This window comes from Flavisericum labens (assembly GCF_045446075.1).
In the GTDB taxonomy this organism is placed as follows: Bacteria; Bacteroidota; Bacteroidia; order Flavobacteriales; family Flavobacteriaceae; genus Flavisericum; species Flavisericum labens.
The window spans coordinates 330,990-350,742 of sequence record NZ_JBJJBQ010000002.1 but is presented as its reverse complement, the minus strand read 5'-3'; the positions used below and the strand labels follow the sequence as shown (position 1 = coordinate 350,742).

Sequence of the window (19,753 nt, the reverse complement as noted above, 5' to 3'; positions counted from 1 at the left end):
ACCGGGTTATTAACGATTACATGCACATCATATTTTTTGTGTTTTTTTAATTTAAAATAAAAAAATTATGTAGGTTTGATTAGATTACAATAAATAACAAACTCTAATAAAACTTATAAAGTCATGCCATTATCCGCTAACAACCCAGATAGAACTTCGTGGCTACACGTTGACAAAAACTCCGATTTCCCGATTCAAAACATTCCTTTTGGGGTGTTTCTTACGCGCGACGATATTATTACGATTGGTACGCGTATTGGTGATACCGCCATAGATTTGGGGGCACTGCACCAATTGGGGTACTTTGATGGCATTGCACTTACCGACGATATTTTTCTGCAAGACACGCTTAATGATTTTATTGCTGACGGCAGAAAAACATGGCGTGCCGTTAGAAATCGCATTGCAGAAATATTCGATAGCAACAACGAAACCTTAAAAAATAACAAAAGCCATAAGCAAACGGTGCTGTTTCGATTGGATGAAATAGAAATGCAATTACCGGTTCAAATTGGCGATTATACCGATTTTTACTCGAGTATAGAGCACGCCACCAATGTTGGCAGCATGTTTAGAGATTCAGAAAACGCACTGTTGCCCAATTGGCTGCACATTCCCGTGGGGTATCACGGCAGAAGCTCGTCCATCATTCCTTCTGGAATTCCAGTACGCCGCCCACAAGGTCAAGCTTTACCCAATGGCGCTACCGAACCAGTATTTGGCCCAAGTAGGTTGGTAGATTTTGAATTGGAAATGGCCTTTATTACTACCGATGCGAACGATTTGGGTGAATCCATTCCCATTAACGAAGCTGAAGAATATATTTTCGGTTTGGTATTGATGAACGATTGGAGCGCCCGCGACATCCAAAAGTGGGAATACGTGCCACTGGGCCCGTTTTTGGCAAAAAGTTTTGCGACCTCCATTTCACCGTGGATTGTCACTTTAGATGCTTTGGAACCTTTCCGCGTAACCGGACCAAAACCACTTAAGCCGCAATTGGATTATCTAAAATACAAAGGCAAAAAAAGTTACGATATTAATTTAGAAGTATCCATTCAGCCGAACGGTGCGAAAGAAACCGTGGTAAGCAAAAGTAATTTTAAGCACCTGTATTGGAATATGGTACAACAACTGGCACACCATACGGTTAACGGATGCCCAGTAAATTCAGGCGATATGATGGGTAGCGGTACTATTTCTGGTCCGACTGAAGACAGCTACGGCTCTATGTTGGAACTGACCTGGAAAGGCGAAAAACCCATTAAACTAAAAGACGGCAGCGAACGCAAATTCATAAACGATAACGACACGGTTATTATGCGTGGCTATTGCGAAAACGATGGAACCCGTATTGGTTTTGGTGAAGTATCTACTAAATTACTTCCCATTTTTAGCAAAAAGTAATCTTAAATTTACAAAACATAAAATATTTACTCATTTAATCGGATTTATTTGTTTTTAATCGGTTATTTGTTTATTTTGGCATCAAAATTGAAATGGTACCCAAATAAACCTAAACTTATAACCGATGAAAAAACTTTTACTTTTCAGCTTAGTAATACTTACCGTGCTTTCTTGCAGCACCAGCAAACAAATAGAAAAAGCCGTTAGTGTTGGCAATTACGACCAAGCTATTTCTTATGCCTTAGGAAAACTGCGTACCAACAAAGACAAAAAAGGCAAAAACGATTTTATCGTCATGCTACAGGAAGCCTATAGCAAAGCAACGGCACGTGATTTAGATAACATCGCATTCTTAAAAAGAGACAGCAACCCCGAAAACTACATCCGTATTTATGATGCTTATGTAGATTTGGATAACAGGCAGGAGCGTATCAAGCCCATTTTACCGCTTTACGTTGATGGCCAAGAGATGCGTTTTAATTTCTCTAATTATCATAACGATATCATCGCTGCCAAAAACAGTGCTTCAGAACAAATATACATCAACGCTGTAGCCCTTTTAAAATCTAACAACAAATTCGATTTTAGAGCGGCCTACGAGCAATTTCAAGAGATTGAAAACATCAACCCCAATTACAAAGATGTACGCCAACTTATGGAAGTGGCCCACCAAAATGGGACTGACTTTGTTTTGGTTGAAATGATTAACGACACCCAAAAAGTGATTCCACAACGTTTGGAAACAGATTTATTGAACTTCAGCACTTATGGATTAAACAACCTTTGGACGGTGTACCACAACAACCCAACAAAAGAGGTTAATTACGATTATAACATGCGTGTTAACCTGCGTGAAATAAACACCTCGCCAGAGCAAGTAAAGGAACGCCAAATCATCAAGGAGAAGCAAATTGTTGATGGCAAAAAATTGTTGTTGGATGAGCGTGGCAACCAAGTAAAAGATAGCTTGGGTAACGCCATTGAAATTGACAACCTAAAAACCGTACGTTGCGAGTTTTACGAATTTACGCAATTTAAGGCCGTACAGGTTACCGGAAATGTGGAATACTATAACTTAAACACCAAACAACTTACTGATGCTTTCCCGGTGGATAGCGAGTTTGTGTTTGAGCATATTTATGCCGATGCCCGTGGCGACCGCCGTGCTTTGGAAACCACCCTATTGCCCTTTTTACAACGTCGTGCTGTGCCCTTCCCTACCGAAGAGCAAATGATTTATGACTCTGGAGAAGACCTGAAACTCCAACTGAAAAACATTATGAATTCATATTCTTTGAATTAGAAAATAAAAAAAACGCCCGATTTAGATTGGGCGTTTTTGTGTTTTTTTTTGATTCATGCTTATCGAGTTTTGAAAGATTAATTGCGTGTACGAACACCCAACTTACTTAAAGATAGAACGAACAATGGAAAATCATCAGGATTTTCAAAGAAGGTTAAAACCAAGCAATTATTTTTACCCGGTAGTTGGATAATGGTATTTTGTTTTTCAATCCTTATACACCCCTTTGGTTTTATTTAAAAGGGTTTAATCTGGAATACGGTTTATTGTTATATTATTTAAACATTTAATTATCAGCTATTTGAATTAAATTTCATAAATTAAGAGAAATTAAATCTTAAATTATGAGAACACTTTTACATTATCTGATTGCCTCAATTTTAATTTTACCTTTAATTACCTTTAGTCAAGTGCTTGTTGATTCGAGCATTGAAGGCACTGCATCCAATGATAATTATGGCAGGTCTGTTTCTCTCTCTGAGAATGGTTCTACATTGGCCATAGGAGGCGAGGGTTTCAACAATTTTTCTGGAGCTGCCAGAGTCTATGAGAATCAAGGGGGGACCTGGACACAAATAGGGTCTGATATTATTGGGGATGATGAACAACATCAATTAGGAACAAGTTTAAGCCTATCAGCAGATGGTTCTATTTTAGCTGTTGGTGCTCCCGCTGGAAATTCTTATTTGGGTTATGTACGGATCCTTGAAAATCAAGGAGGAACTTGGGTAGAGATTGGTCGTTTTGATGGTACTGATTTCAATGCGATATTGGGTGAAAGTGTAGATATATCCTCTGAAGGTAATTTTTTAGCTGTTGGAGCTTATAATTATAGTTCAGGAAGGGGTTATGTTAAAGTCTATGAAAATCAGGGAGGCACTTGGACAAAAATTGGAGGTGACCTTTATGGAGATAACGCTGGAGACCAATTTGGGTATCAGGTGGATATATCATCTGATGGTTCCATTGTAGCGGTTGCTGCCAGAGGCCATAATGCAGCAACAGGTCAAGTAAAAGTGTTTCAATTTCAAAGTACAGATTGGGCACAGTTGGGCAATGATCTTGTTGGGGAAAACAATGATGACCGATTTAACCGAATAAGCCTTTCGGGGTCCGGTACTGTTATAGCTGTTGGAGCTCCCAATCATAATGGTACAAGTGGCTCGGATTCTGGCCATGTCAGAGTATTTGAGTATCAAGAGGGAAATTGGGTGCAGATAGGCTCAGAAATAGAAGGAGAAGCGCCTAATGATGGATTGGGCACTAGTATAAGCCTATCATCCAATGGGTCTGTTTTGGCTGTTGGTTCCATATCTCACAACTCTAGAACAGGCTATACTAAAGTCTATAAGAATATCTCAGGGGTTTGGACCTCTATTGGTTCTGATATTAACGGGGAATCTGCTGGTGATCTATCGGGTACTAGCCTTAGCCTTTCTTCCGATGGCTCATTTGTCGCTATTGGGGAGGTTGGCAATGACTCAAATGGGTCGTTTACTGGCCAGGCTAGAGTGTTTGATTTGAGCGGAGTTTTATCAACAGAATACAATGTTTTATCGCAGTCAAAAATATATCCTAACCCCGTAAAAAATGAATTTAATATAGATTTAGCTGAAGGAATAGAATTACTTGAGTTAAATATCTATAATAGTTTGGGCCAACATTTAATTTCAACCAATAAAACCTTGGTAAAAACAGCTAATTTGTCTAAAGGGTTATACAGTGTGGAAATCAAAACGAATTCAGGTAGTACCATTAAAAAAGTAATCATTTATTAGAACTCTTTTAATGAAGTTAAGTAATGGTTGTTTTTAAATTTTCTACCTGAGACTACTTGTGGTTGAATAATGGTATATGGTCTAGTGCAGACCCTAAATAAAAAGGAATGACCAGTAGTATATCTGTTTAATTTTCCTACTAAAAATAAAATACGTAGCGCTACTAATATTTAGAAAATTAAACAAGCGTAAATAAAGTCCTTTTTTGAGTTTTTCCACGCAATTCGGTTTTACCGAATGGTTTTCTGTATAGGCCCTCTTAAATTTGATTAGAGTATTTTAAACTTGAGTTGTACTGCACCAGTCACAGACGGGAGATATCAGGAGTTGGATACAGTTTTTTATAAATTAGTAATTGGTTTAAGGAAATTTTTAGTTGCATATTCACCTATTTTATTTCCTAACTTATGTCCTTCTTCTGAATCATATCTGAAATGGATGCCCAGATAAACTCTTGACATAGCTGCTTCCAATCCAGCTTCATTGAAACTCTTGAATGTACGAGTGGGGGGAATCATTTTTATTTTTTCCGAATATGGCCCTGCCCTTTCCACTTCCTCTGTTGTCATTGTAAATTCATAATTGTTACCAGTTCCTAAGGTGTTGGCCAGTACAGTCATTGCAGCACTACTCGCACTCCCGTGTGCCGAAGGGTAAGACGGAAATGCATAAGTATGTTTATGAAGATTATTCCAGTCAGAATCTAATTTGGTATTTGGATTCCCATCGTTATCCGCCCATCTAATAGCAGTATATGGTCTCCAATGATTATAATGAAATTTATTATCAAAAACATTAACGTAGGCATCATAAATTGTCATATTCATCAAGGAAAATACCCTTGTTGCCTCCCATAGATTTAAATTTTCAATTTTAACCAATTGTCTTGTGAGACGATTATGAGATTTTTCAACAAAATCTTTCCACCACATTGCTAGATGAGCTTGGTCTTTTGTTCTAGTTTTACTTTCAAAACTTCCTACTTCTTTTACCTCATTAAACGCGCTTGCATAAAGGTTGCTACTAATGTCAGGTGGTGGCGGAGATCTAAAATAATCCTGCTTTGGTAGTAGGAAGGGTTTAGCTTTCGCCCATCCTGAACCAAAGATAAAACCTTCTGGTGTGCCACTGTGTTCATTGAATTCTGCATAAACGCCTGGTGCCATTGGGTGCCAAACGTATTCGGCTTCTCCATCCCATTTGTCATCTGCACGATAAGTCAAAACAGCTCTGGCAGCCTCTTCTCCTATTTTTTTTCCAGCTTTTTTACCTTTTTTATCAGTAATAGTCTTTAACCAATTATTTAGCTCAAGCTCTAGAATATCCTTTGCATCGGGATACTGACTGACCGTTACTTCATAAGCAGCATAAGATGCTGCCACAATAGGGTTTGATTGTTCGTATTTTCCTTTAAAAGCATAAGATTCATATTTAGGAATTATACTATTAAGTGCGTCGTGCATTGCTGTATGCATCATAGCTGCAGCTCTTACTCCTTTGAGGGTGAGAAGATTATCTTCTGATACAGCCAGTTCCATTATTTTTTCATTCCATGAAACAGCTAAATCTGGATTATAATCATCAACGTTATTTATATTTTCGGAGCAACTTTGAAGAATAAATAAGCTAACTACAACGACAATGAATTTGTTTTTTGAATTACTTATTACACTTTTCATTGTATGAAATTTTCATACATAAATATACGAAAATTGTAAAACTTAAATTGTGCCCAACATAAAGATAGAATGTGGTCTCCATTCATTTTATCGATTGATACTGATACAATCCCGATAACTAGCGGGACAATACAGGAATGAGAAGTCGATTTTTCCTACTAAAAATTAAATTCGTAACGCTATTTATATTTAGAAAATTTGCTAAACTTATGCAATCTCATGGCATTAAGCTTGTATACGGGCAGCGGTGTTGGGTACATCAGTTTAAAAAGAACCTCTTTTTTAGGAATCGTATTTTCGATACGTTTAATGCAACTCCTCAACTATTAAACTATCAATATAAACTTGGGAAGAACGCAAATAATCATTATTGGAATTTGTTTTAAACATGTACGTGTAATGTATAGAATCTCCTTGAAGATCATACTTCCCTTCAGTTGTATAAGTCCCTATCCATGACTCGGGAGGCACAATACGCAAATCTTTTTTTGAAACCATTGATTTTCCCAAGTGCACGATGTTGGAATCCTCCACAAGGAGTTCTTTTCCAAACAGACCTTTTTTACTAAATCTATCCAGAGAGTTTTCATCTGCATCGAATATTACCAAAATATAATCTTCAGGAGTAGAAACACGTACATCGAGATAACTATTACCGTAGTCAAACAACACATCTCCCCCCAGCACTATACCTGTTATAATAGCAAGCTCTGCAATCATCAATTTGAAATACGATACCTTTTTAACAAGTACTCTATCTACAGCATACAAACCAACAATAAACAAAGTAATAGGGACTACAACGAATGTATAGATGATGGCCGGGCTTTCATAAGTAAGGCCGATATATATAGCTTGTATACTAAAACCAATACTAAAAAGCGTAATAATTGTTAACAGTGTAACAGGATAAACTAGAGTTTTAAGTGTTTTTAAAAATGCCATTGCAGTTGGGGTTATGGCTAATTCAAACTTTACTTAAAGATAAGCAATATTGTAGTACGAACGCAGCGAAAAAACAGAACTTTTTACGCTGTTCTATACCGTATTTTTATTTTTGGAAAAATCTATAATTTGGTTTGGGTCAGTTAATACTTTTTCAAGTACTAATAAATATTTCGCTTCTTGGTTAGTTAGCACGTTTCTTTAATTACTTATAACGTAAAGATAAACTATAGTTTCAATTTATTTTATCGATTGACAATGAAGCAATCCCGATAACTATCGGGATTGCATAGGAAAACGAAGTTAGATTTTTCTTATTAAAAATTAAATACATAGGGCTACTCTACATTTAGAAAACTAGCTAGTTATAATTAATTACAAAATCTTGGTTTACGTAAAATTTTATATCAACAAAATACCTTTGCCATATTCATTATCAAATATTTAAATTTTAGAGCCTAATAATTCTTTTACCCTTTCCATAAGTGATATTTACAACAAGGTAAATTTTATAAAATCGGCACACTAAAACATTTATTTTCAATCCACTGGAACCATCTGAAGAAGTCTTGCCGGTTCGTCGGTTAGTATGTAAATTGTCCCATCTGGTCCTGTTCTCACATCTCGAATTCGCCCCATACCTTTCAAAATAATCTCCTGTTTCGATGCTTGCCCCTCATTAATGCGTATCCTACGGAGTTCTTCGGCTTTTAAGCTTCCAGCAAAAAAATCGTTTTCCCAATTGGGAAATATTTCTCCTTGATATTGAGTTAATCCACAAGGAGCAATTGAAGGCGTCCACTGTACCAATGGTTGTTCCATACCTTCTTGTTCTGTTTTAGAAGTGATTGGTTGACCGTTGTAGTTAATGCCATGCGTAATTACTGGCCAGCCATAATTTTTGCCCTTCATGATCAGGTTAAACTCATCACCTCCTCTCGCTCCATGCTCTGTGGCATAAAGTTTATTATCCGAACTTACAACCAAGCCCTGAGGGTTTCTGTGACCATAACTCCATATAGCATCTGGTATATTGTCATCGTTAATAAACGGATTGTCGGTGGGTATTTTACCATCATCATGAAGCCTCATGATTTTTCCGTTCGGTCTTGTTAAGTCCTGTGCTTGACCCATGGCTCCTCTCTCTCCAATTACAAAATATACATAACCATTTTTAAAGGCTATACGCGTGCCAAAGTGAGCCCCAGACCTCATGTAAAATTTAGAATCGGCTTTATAAATCCATTCCTGATCTACCCATTTATGGTTCCTTATTCTTCCCCTCACGATTGCCGTTTGCGACCTTGACTTACCATTGGCATCGCGCCATCCATCCGCAAATGCCAAATAAATCCATCCATTATTTTTATACTCAGGATGAAGAGCTATATCCATCATCCCTCCTTCAGGACCATCAAAAATGACCTCAGGGGTATTTTCGACAGGAATAGTATCAAGCTTATTATTGGCACTAATAAGATGTATAGCCCCCAATCTTTCGGTTACCAACTTTTCTCCATTTGGAAGAAAAGCAATGGACCATGGCGTTTTAAATCCTTCCACTAGTATCTTAATCTTATAGTCGTGATACTGCGTGCGAATGATACCATTGGAACCTTTATAGGGCTTTGTATTGGCTGGATTATTTTTATCCTTGGCTTCCAACTCTCTTATATAAACTACAATAGCCCTTAATTGCCTATCTGTTAGCGTATTATTAAAGGCGGCCATTCCTTTTTCGGGAATACCATATTTTATAGACTTTAATAAAGCATAATCAGTATTTCCATTTTTCCAAATACCATCCTTTAAACTACCCCCAATAGCTCCAGTTACATGACAACTAGAACAAAGATTCCTGTAAATATCTGCTACCTTCATTTTGGAAAAGTCTTGGGAATATATGGACAGACTAAAAAGCACCAAAATAGAAATTAGAAAAAACCGTTGCACATGTAAATGATTGTAGTTGAAATTCATTCTTATAGAAGCTGATTTAATAGGTACAAAACACTAAAATAAGGAATTTAGACAGATATGATTATTAAATCTTTCGTATAGTTTATTCAAAAAACTTCCCGGAAGTAATTTGCTCTAAATTTGAAGTACTTAAATTGTAAAGATAGATCCAAGTTTTCATGGCTATGCCACCCTCTAAATAGGAAGTAACCAATGCTTTTTTGTATAAATTAGGTTTTGGTTGATTGTCGCCAGCACCTTCGTAGTTATCCAAGACTTCAAAAACGGCATTGGCATCATGCAATTTGAATATTTTGCCATGTACTTTTTCGGAAGTATTTTTACTTAAAACCGCCCCTGGATACCACGATACCATGTAGAGTTTTCCGAAGAAGTAACCATTACCCAAACACTCGGAATGCGCCTCTAGAAATCGAGCCATTTCATGGTTAGAATCTTTTAGAAGGGTGCCATAGACAAATAGGCAATCGAGTTCCATTTATATATACTTACTTAAATCAAGATCGTTAATAGCCCCGTGACTATCGTGCGCCACAACGGTTCCATTTTTAATCACCAAAAGCTGTGGCGATTGGTGAACGACCTGAAACAAATTGGAAATAGTGTTGGAAACATCTCGGAAAGCAATCAAATCCAAAAAGTATAATTCCATATGGTTTTCTTTAAAACTGAAGTCGCTTTCAAATTGGTTTTTCACCATTCGGCTGATGCCACATCGCGTGGAATGTTTAAAAATGACTTGCGTTTTGGTACTCGATTTTTGTTTGATATCGTCCAACTGGTTAAGGTCGTTCAATTCAACCCAAGGCAATTTTTCTTCTTCTTTCGGCGCGTCTGAACCACCGAAAATTTTATTTAATATTCCCATAAATTAATTTTCTTTTTCTATTTCCGCATGAGCGGCAATCTCTTTTAATCATTTACTCAGTCGAAACAAATACACAATCTTACATACCGACAAAAAGTCACTATAAATCAGTGATTAGCAGACATTTTGTCTTCTTGATTGAGTTGGTAAGATAATTGACTTATTCAAATTGTAAATGTAAAACAATAAAAATCTTCCTGCGTAAAGGCCGGAATAAAAACATAAAAAAAACAAAGATATGAACTTGAACAATTATACCATAAAGTCGCAGGAAGCCATCCAGCAAGCCCAACAGATTGCCCAGGGCTTTGGTCATCAACAAATTGAAAATGAACACCTTTTTAAAGGTATTTTCGAGGTTGATGAAAACGTATTACCATTCCTTTTAAAAAAGTTGAATGTAAACGTTTCCATTTTACAACAAGCTTTAGACAAGCAACTGGAAAGTTTCTCGAAAGTTTCGGGTGGCGAAATCATGCTGTCCCGTGAAGCTGGAAAAACACTTAATGAAGCTGCAATCATCGCAAAAAAAAAGAAAGACGATTACGTATCCATTGAGCATTTAATTTTAGCTGTTTTTAAATCGAACAGCAAAATAGCACAAATGTTAAAAGACCAAGGCGTTACCGAAAAGACCTTGACTGCTGCTATTACCGAGCTTAGACAAGGCGACCGCGTAACATCCCAAAGCCAAGAAGACACTTATAATTCGCTTAATAAATACGCCAAAAACCTAAACCAATTGGCCAAAGATGGCAAGTTGGATCCGGTTATTGGTCGTGATGAGGAAATCCGTAGGATTCTACAAATTTTATCACGACGAACCAAAAACAATCCTATTTTGGTGGGTGAACCCGGCACAGGTAAAACAGCCATTGCAGAAGGTTTGGCACACCGTATTATTGATGGTGATATCCCTGAAAACCTAAAGGACAAACAAATTTTTGCACTTGATATGGGTGCTTTAATTGCTGGCGCAAAATATAAAGGTGAATTTGAAGAACGCTTAAAAGCCGTTATTAAAGAGGTGACGACCAGCGATGGTGATATTGTACTATTCATTGACGAAATACACACCCTTGTTGGTGCTGGTGGCGGACAAGGCGCTATGGATGCCGCCAATATTTTAAAGCCTGCCCTAGCCCGTGGCGAACTGCGCGCTATTGGTGCCACAACTTTAGATGAATACCAAAAGTATTTTGAAAAAGACAAGGCTTTAGAGCGTCGTTTCCAAAGGGTAACTGTAAACGAGCCCGATACCGAAAGTGCCATTTCAATATTACGTGGTATCAAAGAAAAATATGAAACACACCACAAAGTGCGGATTAAAGATGATGCCATTATTGGTGCAGTGGAATTATCGCAACGCTACATTACCAATCGTTTTTTACCAGACAAAGCGATTGACCTAATGGATGAGGCCGCTTCAAAAATGCGTATGGAAATCAACTCCAAACCTGAAGAATTGGATGTTTTAGATAGAAAAATCATGCAGCTTGAAATTGAAATCGAGGCCATTAAACGTGAAAAAGACGAAGCTAAGCTGAAAAGTCTGCGTTCCGATTTAGCAAATTTAAAAGAAGAGCGCAATGAAATTAACGCAAAGTGGAAAAGCGAAAAAGAAGTTGTGGACAATATTCAGAACACGAAACAGGATATTGAAAACTTTAAATTAGAAGCTGAAAAGGCGGAACGCGAAGGCGATTACGGAAAAGTAGCCGAGTTGCGCTACGGCAAAATAAAACAAGCCCAAGAGCAGCTGGAAGTTTACCAAAAGCAATTAGAGGAACAAGGGGAAACGTCTTTAATTAAAGAAGAAGTCACTTATGATGATATTGCCGAAGTGGTTGCTAAATGGACGGGTATTCCCGTTACTAAAATGCTTCAAAGTGAACGCGAAAAGCTATTGAAACTTGAGGACGAATTGCACAAACGGGTAGTTGGCCAAGAAGAAGCCATTGAAGCCGTGAGTGATGCCGTCCGCAGAAGTCGTGCAGGCTTGCAGAATCCGCAAAAGCCTATTGGAACATTTCTATTTCTCGGTACTACTGGGGTTGGTAAAACGGAATTGGCAAAAGCATTGGCCGAGTATTTATTCGACAATGAAAATTCCATGACCCGAATCGATATGAGCGAATACCAAGAACGCCATGCCGTGAGCCGATTAGTAGGTGCTCCTCCAGGATATGTGGGTTACGATGAAGGCGGCCAGTTAACCGAAGCCGTAAGAAGAAAGCCATACTCAGTCGTGCTTTTGGATGAAATTGAAAAAGCACATCCAGATGCATTCAACATCTTATTACAAGTATTGGACGAAGGTCGTTTAACAGACAACAAAGGGAGAGTTGCTGACTTTAAAAACACGATCATCATAATGACTTCCAATATAGGAAGCCATATTATACAAGAACGCTTTGAGGCAACAAAAGATATTGAAACTGCCATTGAAGGCGCTAAAGTTGATGTACTGGCCCTACTAAAACAATCGGTAAAACCAGAGTTTTTAAACCGTATTGACGACACGATTATGTTTACGCCATTAAGTAAGGAAAACATCATAGATATAGTTGGCCTACAAATTAAAAACGTTACCAAAATGATTGCCAAACAAGGTATTACTTTTGATGCCACCTCAGAAGCCATAAACTACTTAGCTGAAAAAGGATACAACCCAGAATATGGCGCAAGACCTGTAAAACGCGTTATCCAAAAAGAAGTACTTAACGCTTTAAGCAAAGAAATTTTATCTGGAAAAGTAACAACAGACAGCATCATTTTACTAGATGCTTTTGATGACAATTTGGTATTTAGAAACCAAGGTGACCTAGTAAAAGAAGAAATTTAAAATTTAATAGCTGTTTCATGTAACAAAACAAGTTGCAAACAGTCTATTAGTTTGGTTGGTTAGTTGAAAAGCAACACAAATCCTTTCTTTTGGATGCGTGTTGCTTTTCTTATTAATGCGAATCCTTAAAAAAATATACCTAATCATAAAATATTTTTCAATATTATCTGTTAAATACACAGTTAATTTACCGTTAATCTAAAAAACCAAAAGTGACAAACATTTATCATATTATTTATATAATTTAGTTTTTATGTTAGTCCCCAAATTGACATAAATAAAACAAAAAGCAAATATGCTCTCACTATTTGCGCCAACAAAATTAAACCCTACTTAAAAAAATGACAATTTCCAACTACATTGACTACACTCTGTTAAATCCGACAGCAACCAGCCGAGACATTATACAATTATGCGAAACAGCAAAAGAACTAGGCTATTATAGCGTTTGTGTAAGTAGTTGTTATATAGCTTTGGCCAGTCAGATGTTAGAAAACTCCCAAGTAAAAGTGTGTTCTACCGTAGGTTTTCCATTGGGCACTATGGCAACGGCATCAAAAGTTTGCGAGGCGGAGAAAGCCATTGAAGATGGTGCGGATGAAATAGACATGGTAATCAACATTAGTTTCCTCAAAAGCCAAAACTACATGGCGGTTTTAAAAGATATTACAGACGTAAAGCTGGCTATAGGAAACACTCCTTTAAAAGTCATTATAGAAGTTTCAGAATTAAGCAAAAACGAAATTATAAAGGCTTGTGAAATTTGCTTGGACGGCAAAGTTGATTTTATAAAAACATCCACCGGGTTTACTAAAAGCGGAGCCACACTAACAGCAGTAAAAATCATTAAAAAAACCATAAAAAACAGAGCTAAAATTAAAGCTTCTGGTGGCATTCGTGATTTCGAAACCGCGTTAAAATACATTGATGCCGGCGCCGATAGAATAGGTACGTCATCAATTATAGAAGCTACCATTGACAGTGTTAGCCTGAGAAATACAAAGATTTACAAACACTATATAGAAAAGGCCAACGAAACCAAGGTTTCTGATAAAACTACCGAATCAAAACCTGTTTAGAGTTTAGGCATTTGAACTGAATGGTTTGCCCAGTAAACTTTTGCGCCAAAACATTTATAGCAATTTCCATCAACTGCAAAACCCGAGGATAACCTCCTGTGGTTTGGCAATCGCGCATCAAAATAATGAGTTTTCCAGACGGTGTGAGCTGAACCGTTCCTGGCATTACTGCTGAAGTTATTATCGGTTCTAAATCATTTTCGAAAGATTCTGCCAGTTGATAGGCCATTCGGTTATTATCTTTCGAAATTGAAAATTTTGAAGTCAGTAATTCTTTTTGCTGTGATTTTGAAAGCAAATCGAATTCTGGCCCTTCAAATACTTCAATCGTTTCAGTCCTTAAATAATCTTTACGTTCTTTGATATGGGCGTGTTTCCGCAGGTTGTTTAATGTTCTTATTTCAACAGGTAATATATCCCCTTTTTGTATCCTTAGAGTCGAAGTAATCCCTTCATACATACTCCTGCTCTGCATTACGGTTTCAGTGTTAAAGCCACCCAAAACACCCAAATAACATCTAAAACCCAATTTCAACTTACCAAACGACAACACATCTCCTTTTTTTACAGGTATTACTTTATTATTGGGAATATCCGATTGATTTAGCTTCGGACTCATTTCTGCACCAGAAACACAAATTAAAGTTTCACATTCAAATTCCAACGAGGGACCAAGCATGGTTATTTCCATTACAGCAGCATTTTCTTCATTGCCCAAAAACAGATTAACCATTTTGGTCGCATAGGTGTCCATACCCCCCGAATATGGCACCCCAAACTCTTGATAGCCAAAACGCCCTAAATCTTGAATGGATGAATACATGCCGGGTTTTAAAACCTTAATCATCAACCACCTCACTTTCTATTTGATAAACATTGGCCTCTACCAATGCTTTTATAGCTTCGTGTTCCTTAATAGTTATTGGGTGAAATTTTATGCGGTCTCCTGCCGATGCAAAACAAGGCTTATCATTATTGATATTGAAAAAATTAATAGGTGAATTTCCTATGATATTCCAACCACCGGGACTGGCACTGGGGTAAACACCTGTTTGATTACCGCCGATAGCAACTGCTCCTTTTTCTATTTTTAGTCTTGGAGTCCCTTTTCTAGGCATAGCCAACATTTCATTTAAACCACCCAAGTATAAAAACCCTGGTAAAAACCCAATAAAATACACGGTGTAAACAGATTCGTAATGCGCTTTAACAATAGCAGCCTCTGATAGTTTTTTTTCTTTGGAAATGCTTTCTAAGTCAATACCAAATTGAGCATCATAGCATACTGGAATATTCCATAAAGTTGATATTAATTTCACAAAATCCCCTTTCGAAGCGTAAATGGATTTAAGCTTTTTGACCTCACCCTTAAAACCTGTATCAAACTGCTCGTAAATAATGAGCAAGGAATTATAAGCCGACCGAACCTCTGTTAAATTTTCAATATTTAACTGAATTAATTTCGATTTGAACTGTAATAAATCAGAGAGAATATCTTCATTTATTGAAGCTGGCCATTCCACTAAAATAGCATACTGCCCGTAAAGTTTATAAACAAGTTGAAAAGCCATCCACTATCTTATCTTATACCCTTTATCCTGTAATTTCCCAGCTAAACTTTTCACCATATTTACCGCATCAGGGTGATCGCCATGAACACAAAATGTATTAGCCTTTAACATCGCCCATTCCCCTTTCGCTGTTCTCAATTTTTGATTTTCATAGATACTTAAAACTTGCTGAAACATTAAATCGGCGTCTTCAACAATGGCGTTTTTTTCGGATCGTGACACCAAGGACAAATCGGCATTATAATTTCTATCAGCAAATGCTTCATATAAAACTGGAATATTATTCTTAACAGCTACACGAGCCATCACCGAGTTAAAAGGCACATACAGTTCAGCCGGAACTGCTAACGATTTCATCACCTCAACAATAACATTAGCAATTTTATCATCGGTAGCAGCCAAATTGTACAAAGCACCATGAGGTTTTACGTGATGCAACGGCACATTTTCCTCATTAAGAACCGCCAACAAATCTTTTATTTGATTTTTTACTGAAGTAAACAAAGCCACACATGACATCTCCATGGTTTTTCTTCCAAAATTTTCTTTATCGGGAAACGACGGGTGCGCTCCAATTTTAACGCGATTCTGCTTGGCCAATGTCACCACATGTCTCATAGTCTCTAAATTACCCGCGTGACCACCACAAGCTATGTTACACGAAGAAATATAAGGCATAAGTTTAGATTCATTACCAATGCCCTCCCCCATATCTACATTAATATCGATAATTTTATTTTCCACTAAAACAGATTTAAACTAAATACTTTATTAAGGGTTGTAAGAGACAGTAATATACTAATTCCTAAAATTAAAATCCCTAAAATATTCTGTTTTATGGTGTTTTTATAATCGCCTAAAACGGATTTTTTATTCATTATCCATATTAAAAATCCTGCAATAACAGGTAATAGAATACCATTTGTAACTTGCGCAAACTTAATGACCTCGATAGGCTTAATACCAATCGATGAAAATAAAACTCCTAAAACCAGAACCACTATCCAAACTGTCCTAAATTTTTTGCTTTTCATGTTTGTAGACCACCCTAAACAACCAGTGGTTACATAAGCTGCAGCCAATGGAGCGGTAATGGCACTCGTAATTCCTGCCGAAAACAACCCGATAGCCAAAAAGTATTTAGCAAAACTACCAAACAGTGGCTCTAAACCCTTAGCCAAATCGGTGGCGCTTTTTACTCCTTGACTTGGTATGGATGCCGCTGAAATTATAATACACATAGATACCAATCCGCCTAAAATAATAGCAATAATGGTATCTTTTCTAACAAATTGCAAGTCTGTTTTTGATTTCCATCTTTCCTTAACTAATGATGCGTGCAAAAACAAATTATAAGGCACAACCGTGGTGCCAATAAGTGCAATAACAGTAAATAAACTATCATTTGGAAATGTTGGGATAAAAGCGCCTTTAAGAATTTTTGTTATATCTGGTTTGGTTATGATTGCAGTGACCAAAAAAGCCAAACTCATTAAGATCACTAATGCTACGAGCGATTTTTCCAATATTTTGTAATTGCCAATAAATAATAGCACAAAAGCAATGCAACCTATTAAAACGCTTAATAAATTAATGCCCAACTCTCCTATGGTAATCCTAGGGTTTTTCACAATGGTCTCTAAGCCTAAAACACCACCAGTAATATTCCCTCCTTCGTATGCTGCATTACCTAAAACTATGGCTGAAAGGATTAAAAGAATAGCTAAAAATTTTAAAACCGGGTTTTTAATTTCGGTTCTAATAATTTCAGACAAACCCTTTTGCGTAATGATGCCCAATCTTGCCGACATTCCTTGTAAAACAACAGTTGCAATAATGGACAATACCATAGCCCAAAGCAAGGTAAAACCATAGCTAACACCAGCCAATGTACAAACCGTTACGGTACCTGGACCAATAAAGGCGGCCGCTATTAATGGCCCCGGACCAATATTTTTAAACCATTTGATCATTTTGATGTTAACTTCAAAAATAACTGAGCCAGTTTATTGGTTTGACCTAAATTAAGGCTAAAATTTTTGGTCATTTCAACTACACTGGTTTTTAAAAATTTATTTTTCTTCTTCGGAAGTATTACAGTTTAAAATTGATACCATTTGCAATATCAGGAAACCTTTTCCATTTCATAAATTTAACGGTTTTCCGCAATAAAGCACTACAAAATGAAATCCAAATACTAAAGAACAACAGATTTACTAAATTTCGAAAATTTAATGACATTTTGTACTGACCCTTGTTTGCAAAGATTACGATTTAAAAAATTATATTGTTAGTCACTTGTCGAAAATGAGCATTTTTTTATAAAACTTTTTTGATACCTGTCACAGACGGGCGCCAACTTGGGGAAAAACAACTCCACAATGCAGCAATCAGCAAGAAATACCAAGCTCGCTGCAATTGGGAGAAACAAATAATTTAATACTTGTGGCCAACTGTTCGACACAGCTAGTTCCCATAGATATAAATGAAGCTATGGTTTTGTTTTAAAAGGGTTTAGATGCATTATCAAAGTTTTCAAAATGACATATCAATTCCACCTAATTAAATTGTACATTGCTGAAGACTAAAAACAAACAACTATGAAAAAACTATTGTTAATGCTATTAGCTTTTTTAAATGTTTGGCTGTACTGCCGAAGATACAGTTGATACTATTTTAGATAAAGCCATTGAAATCACAAGAGATTACAACTACAAAGTAAGTTTGGCTAACTAGTGTAATAAAAATTTTGACAACAACTTGATTTGTGTTTCTAAATCTGAATATGAAAGACTTGAAGTTCTAAATGAATCTTGCGATGTTATTTCAATAACTTCCTTAAAGGGGAATACTTACTCGGGCATTTTAAAAGGTTTTGGTTATAGTGAAGGCCATGTTTGAGATAAGGTATAAAATCAACCCAGCCACCCCTCTCTATCTAAACTCTTATATTGAATAGCCTCACTAATGTACGTGCCGTTAACATCTTCAGCATCTTACAAATTGGCCAGAGTTCAGGACACTTTCTAATTTAGAACAATAATATAAGATAATAGTAGTAGAAATCGATACAAAATATATTGCAGATAATACTACCGTATTAAAGCTATATGCGATTTAAATACTTGTTTAATATTTTGTTCATCAAAATATTCTACTACAAACCAATAATCGTTAGCTGGCATTGGCCTACCATTATAACTACCATTCCACCCACTTCCATTAGGACTGATTTGTTTTAAAAGTTTACCGTAGCGGTCAAACACAAAAATTCTAGCATTACTCATTAAAGAATCTATATTCCAAGTATCATTTTCACCATCCCCATTAGGTGTGAAAAATTTAGGATAATCAACCACAAAAATACCCCCTTTAGTTAATGGAGCATTACAACCATCTGGATCACTTACCGTCACGGTATGCTCTCCATATGAAACGTTCTCAAAAACGGGACTTGTTTGAAAAGAACCCAAATCTAGTTGATATAAATAATCACCTGGCTGAATGGCACTTATGGTAATTACTTGATTTTCTGAAAACGGTTCGGTTACAGTCCATTGAAAGTCAATTAAATTATTAGATGGTTTTACCGTTATATCCATTGCCGTTGCACTGGCACATTGACCTGCATCAGGTGTAAACACATAATTAAACGTTCCTAAAACAGTACTATCGACAAAAGAAGGACTCCATACACCTGTAATTGCAGGAGAATTATTAGAGGTCATTGGCAATATAAAATCACCGGAATTCTCACAAACAACAGAAGGTATCGCATTAAATACAGGATCAATTAAAGGATTGACCGTTATGGTCAAATCCACCAAATTAGCACATTCACCCGAATTGGGCGTAAAAGTATATGTTGTTGTTTGGGTATTATCGATGGCGGGAGACCAACTTCCAGAATAACCATTATCGGACATTGTTGGCAAGGGCGCCAAAGAATCACCCGAGCAAATAGGTGCTACAGCTGCAAATGTTGGGTTTTCTTTAGGGATTACCGTTATAGTCATAGTGGTACTTAAAGCACACTGATTTGGATTGGGCGTAAAAGTATATGTTGTTGTTGCTGTATTATTCAAAGCTGGCGACCATACACCTGTAATACCTTCATTGGAAGTGGTTGGCAGAGCTGTCAAACTATCTCCTGAACATATCGGGCTTACTTGAGTAAATGTCGGACTTACTATAGGGTTTACCGTTATAGTCATAGTCGCGCTTAAAGCACACTGATTTGGATTGGGCGTAAAAGTATATGTTGTTGTTGCTGTATTATTCAAAGCTGGCGACCATAC

At 36.8% G+C, this 19,753-nt stretch carries 15 protein-coding genes; 5 read left to right on the top strand and 10 right to left on the bottom strand.

From position 1 onward, the window contains the following. Nucleotides 1–123: 123 nt before the first annotated feature. The 3 genes from fahA (at nucleotide 124) to ACIEHO_RS05190 (ending at nucleotide 4,488) form a co-directional block, all read left to right on the top strand. Nucleotides 124–1,407, top strand: coding sequence for a fumarylacetoacetase (gene fahA / locus ACIEHO_RS05200; RefSeq protein ID WP_406969361.1), 1,284 nt, complete (start codon nucleotides 124–126; stop codon nucleotides 1,405–1,407). A gap of 124 nt (nucleotides 1,408–1,531) precedes the next feature. Further along, nucleotides 1,532–2,710 (top strand): hypothetical protein, encoded by a 1,179-nt coding sequence (locus ACIEHO_RS05195; RefSeq protein WP_406969359.1) that lies wholly within the window; start codon nucleotides 1,532–1,534, stop codon nucleotides 2,708–2,710. Nucleotides 2,711–3,054: 344 nt separating this feature from the next. After that, nucleotides 3,055–4,488: a T9SS type A sorting domain-containing protein gene (locus tag ACIEHO_RS05190; RefSeq protein ID WP_406969357.1), complete on the top strand. Its 1,434-nt coding sequence runs from the start codon at nucleotides 3,055–3,057 to the stop codon at nucleotides 4,486–4,488. 341 nt (nucleotides 4,489–4,829) lie between these two features. On the opposite strand, the gene ACIEHO_RS05185 is transcribed toward ACIEHO_RS05190, so the two are convergent. The 5 genes from ACIEHO_RS05185 to ytxJ all read right to left on the bottom strand — a co-directional run bounded on the left by ACIEHO_RS05185 (nucleotide 4,830) and on the right by ytxJ (nucleotide 9,960). Next, entirely contained in the window at nucleotides 4,830–6,167 is a 1,338-nt protein-coding gene (locus tag ACIEHO_RS05185; protein ID WP_406969355.1) for a vanadium-dependent haloperoxidase, read from the bottom strand. A 306-nt stretch (nucleotides 6,168–6,473) separates the two neighbouring features. Next, nucleotides 6,474–6,887 carry a hypothetical protein gene (locus ACIEHO_RS05180; RefSeq protein WP_406969353.1) on the bottom strand — a complete coding sequence of 138 codons (414 nt, stop codon included), beginning with the start codon at nucleotides 6,885–6,887 and terminating at the stop codon, nucleotides 6,474–6,476. Nucleotides 6,888–7,652: 765 nt separating this feature from the next. After that, the gene (locus ACIEHO_RS05175; RefSeq protein WP_406969351.1) at nucleotides 7,653–9,092 is read right to left on the bottom strand and encodes a PQQ-dependent sugar dehydrogenase; all 1,440 of its coding nucleotides are present in this window, start codon (nucleotides 9,090–9,092) and stop codon (nucleotides 7,653–7,655) included. 82 nt (nucleotides 9,093–9,174) lie between these two features. Beyond that, on the bottom strand, nucleotides 9,175–9,570 hold the full coding sequence (locus ACIEHO_RS05170) for a gamma-glutamylcyclotransferase family protein (protein WP_406969349.1): 396 nt from the start codon (nucleotides 9,568–9,570) through the stop codon (nucleotides 9,175–9,177). Then, nucleotides 9,571–9,960, bottom strand: coding sequence for a bacillithiol system redox-active protein YtxJ (ytxJ, locus tag ACIEHO_RS05165; RefSeq protein ID WP_406969347.1), 390 nt, complete (start codon nucleotides 9,958–9,960; stop codon nucleotides 9,571–9,573). A 238-nt stretch (nucleotides 9,961–10,198) separates the two neighbouring features. On the opposite strand from ytxJ, the gene clpB reads away from it, so the two are divergent. Both clpB and deoC read left to right on the top strand, forming a co-directional pair. Then, entirely contained in the window at nucleotides 10,199–12,805 is a 2,607-nt protein-coding gene (gene clpB, locus ACIEHO_RS05160) for an ATP-dependent chaperone ClpB (protein ID WP_406969345.1), read from the top strand. Nucleotides 12,806–13,146: 341 nt separating this feature from the next. After that, a complete protein-coding gene (gene deoC / locus ACIEHO_RS05155; protein WP_406969343.1) occupies nucleotides 13,147–13,884 on the top strand; it encodes a deoxyribose-phosphate aldolase in 738 nt (245 codons plus the stop codon). Here deoC and ACIEHO_RS05150 read toward each other — a convergent pair. The 5 genes from ACIEHO_RS05150 to ACIEHO_RS05130 form a co-directional block, all read right to left on the bottom strand. After that, a complete protein-coding gene (locus tag ACIEHO_RS05150; RefSeq protein ID WP_406969341.1) occupies nucleotides 13,862–14,707 on the bottom strand; it encodes a 5-oxoprolinase subunit C family protein in 846 nt (281 codons plus the stop codon). The two genes, deoC and ACIEHO_RS05150, sit on opposite strands and share 23 nt — an antisense overlap. Nucleotides 14,708–14,723: 16 nt before the next feature. After that, nucleotides 14,724–15,455, bottom strand: a complete 732-nt coding sequence (pxpB, locus tag ACIEHO_RS05145) for a 5-oxoprolinase subunit PxpB (protein ID WP_406969339.1) — start codon at nucleotides 15,453–15,455, stop codon at nucleotides 14,724–14,726. 3 nt (nucleotides 15,456–15,458) lie between these two features. Further along, on the bottom strand, nucleotides 15,459–16,199 hold the full coding sequence (gene pxpA / locus ACIEHO_RS05140; RefSeq protein ID WP_406969337.1) for a 5-oxoprolinase subunit PxpA: 741 nt from the start codon (nucleotides 16,197–16,199) through the stop codon (nucleotides 15,459–15,461). Then, nucleotides 16,199–17,428 carry an Nramp family divalent metal transporter gene (locus ACIEHO_RS05135; RefSeq protein ID WP_406969335.1) on the bottom strand — a complete coding sequence of 410 codons (1,230 nt, stop codon included), beginning with the start codon at nucleotides 17,426–17,428 and terminating at the stop codon, nucleotides 16,199–16,201. Before ACIEHO_RS05135 ends, pxpA begins: the two co-directional genes overlap by 1 nt. Before the next feature lie 1,119 nt (nucleotides 17,429–18,547). Next, on the bottom strand, nucleotides 18,548–19,753 hold a 1,206-nt coding region (locus ACIEHO_RS05130; protein ID WP_406969333.1), incomplete at its 5' end, for a T9SS type B sorting domain-containing protein.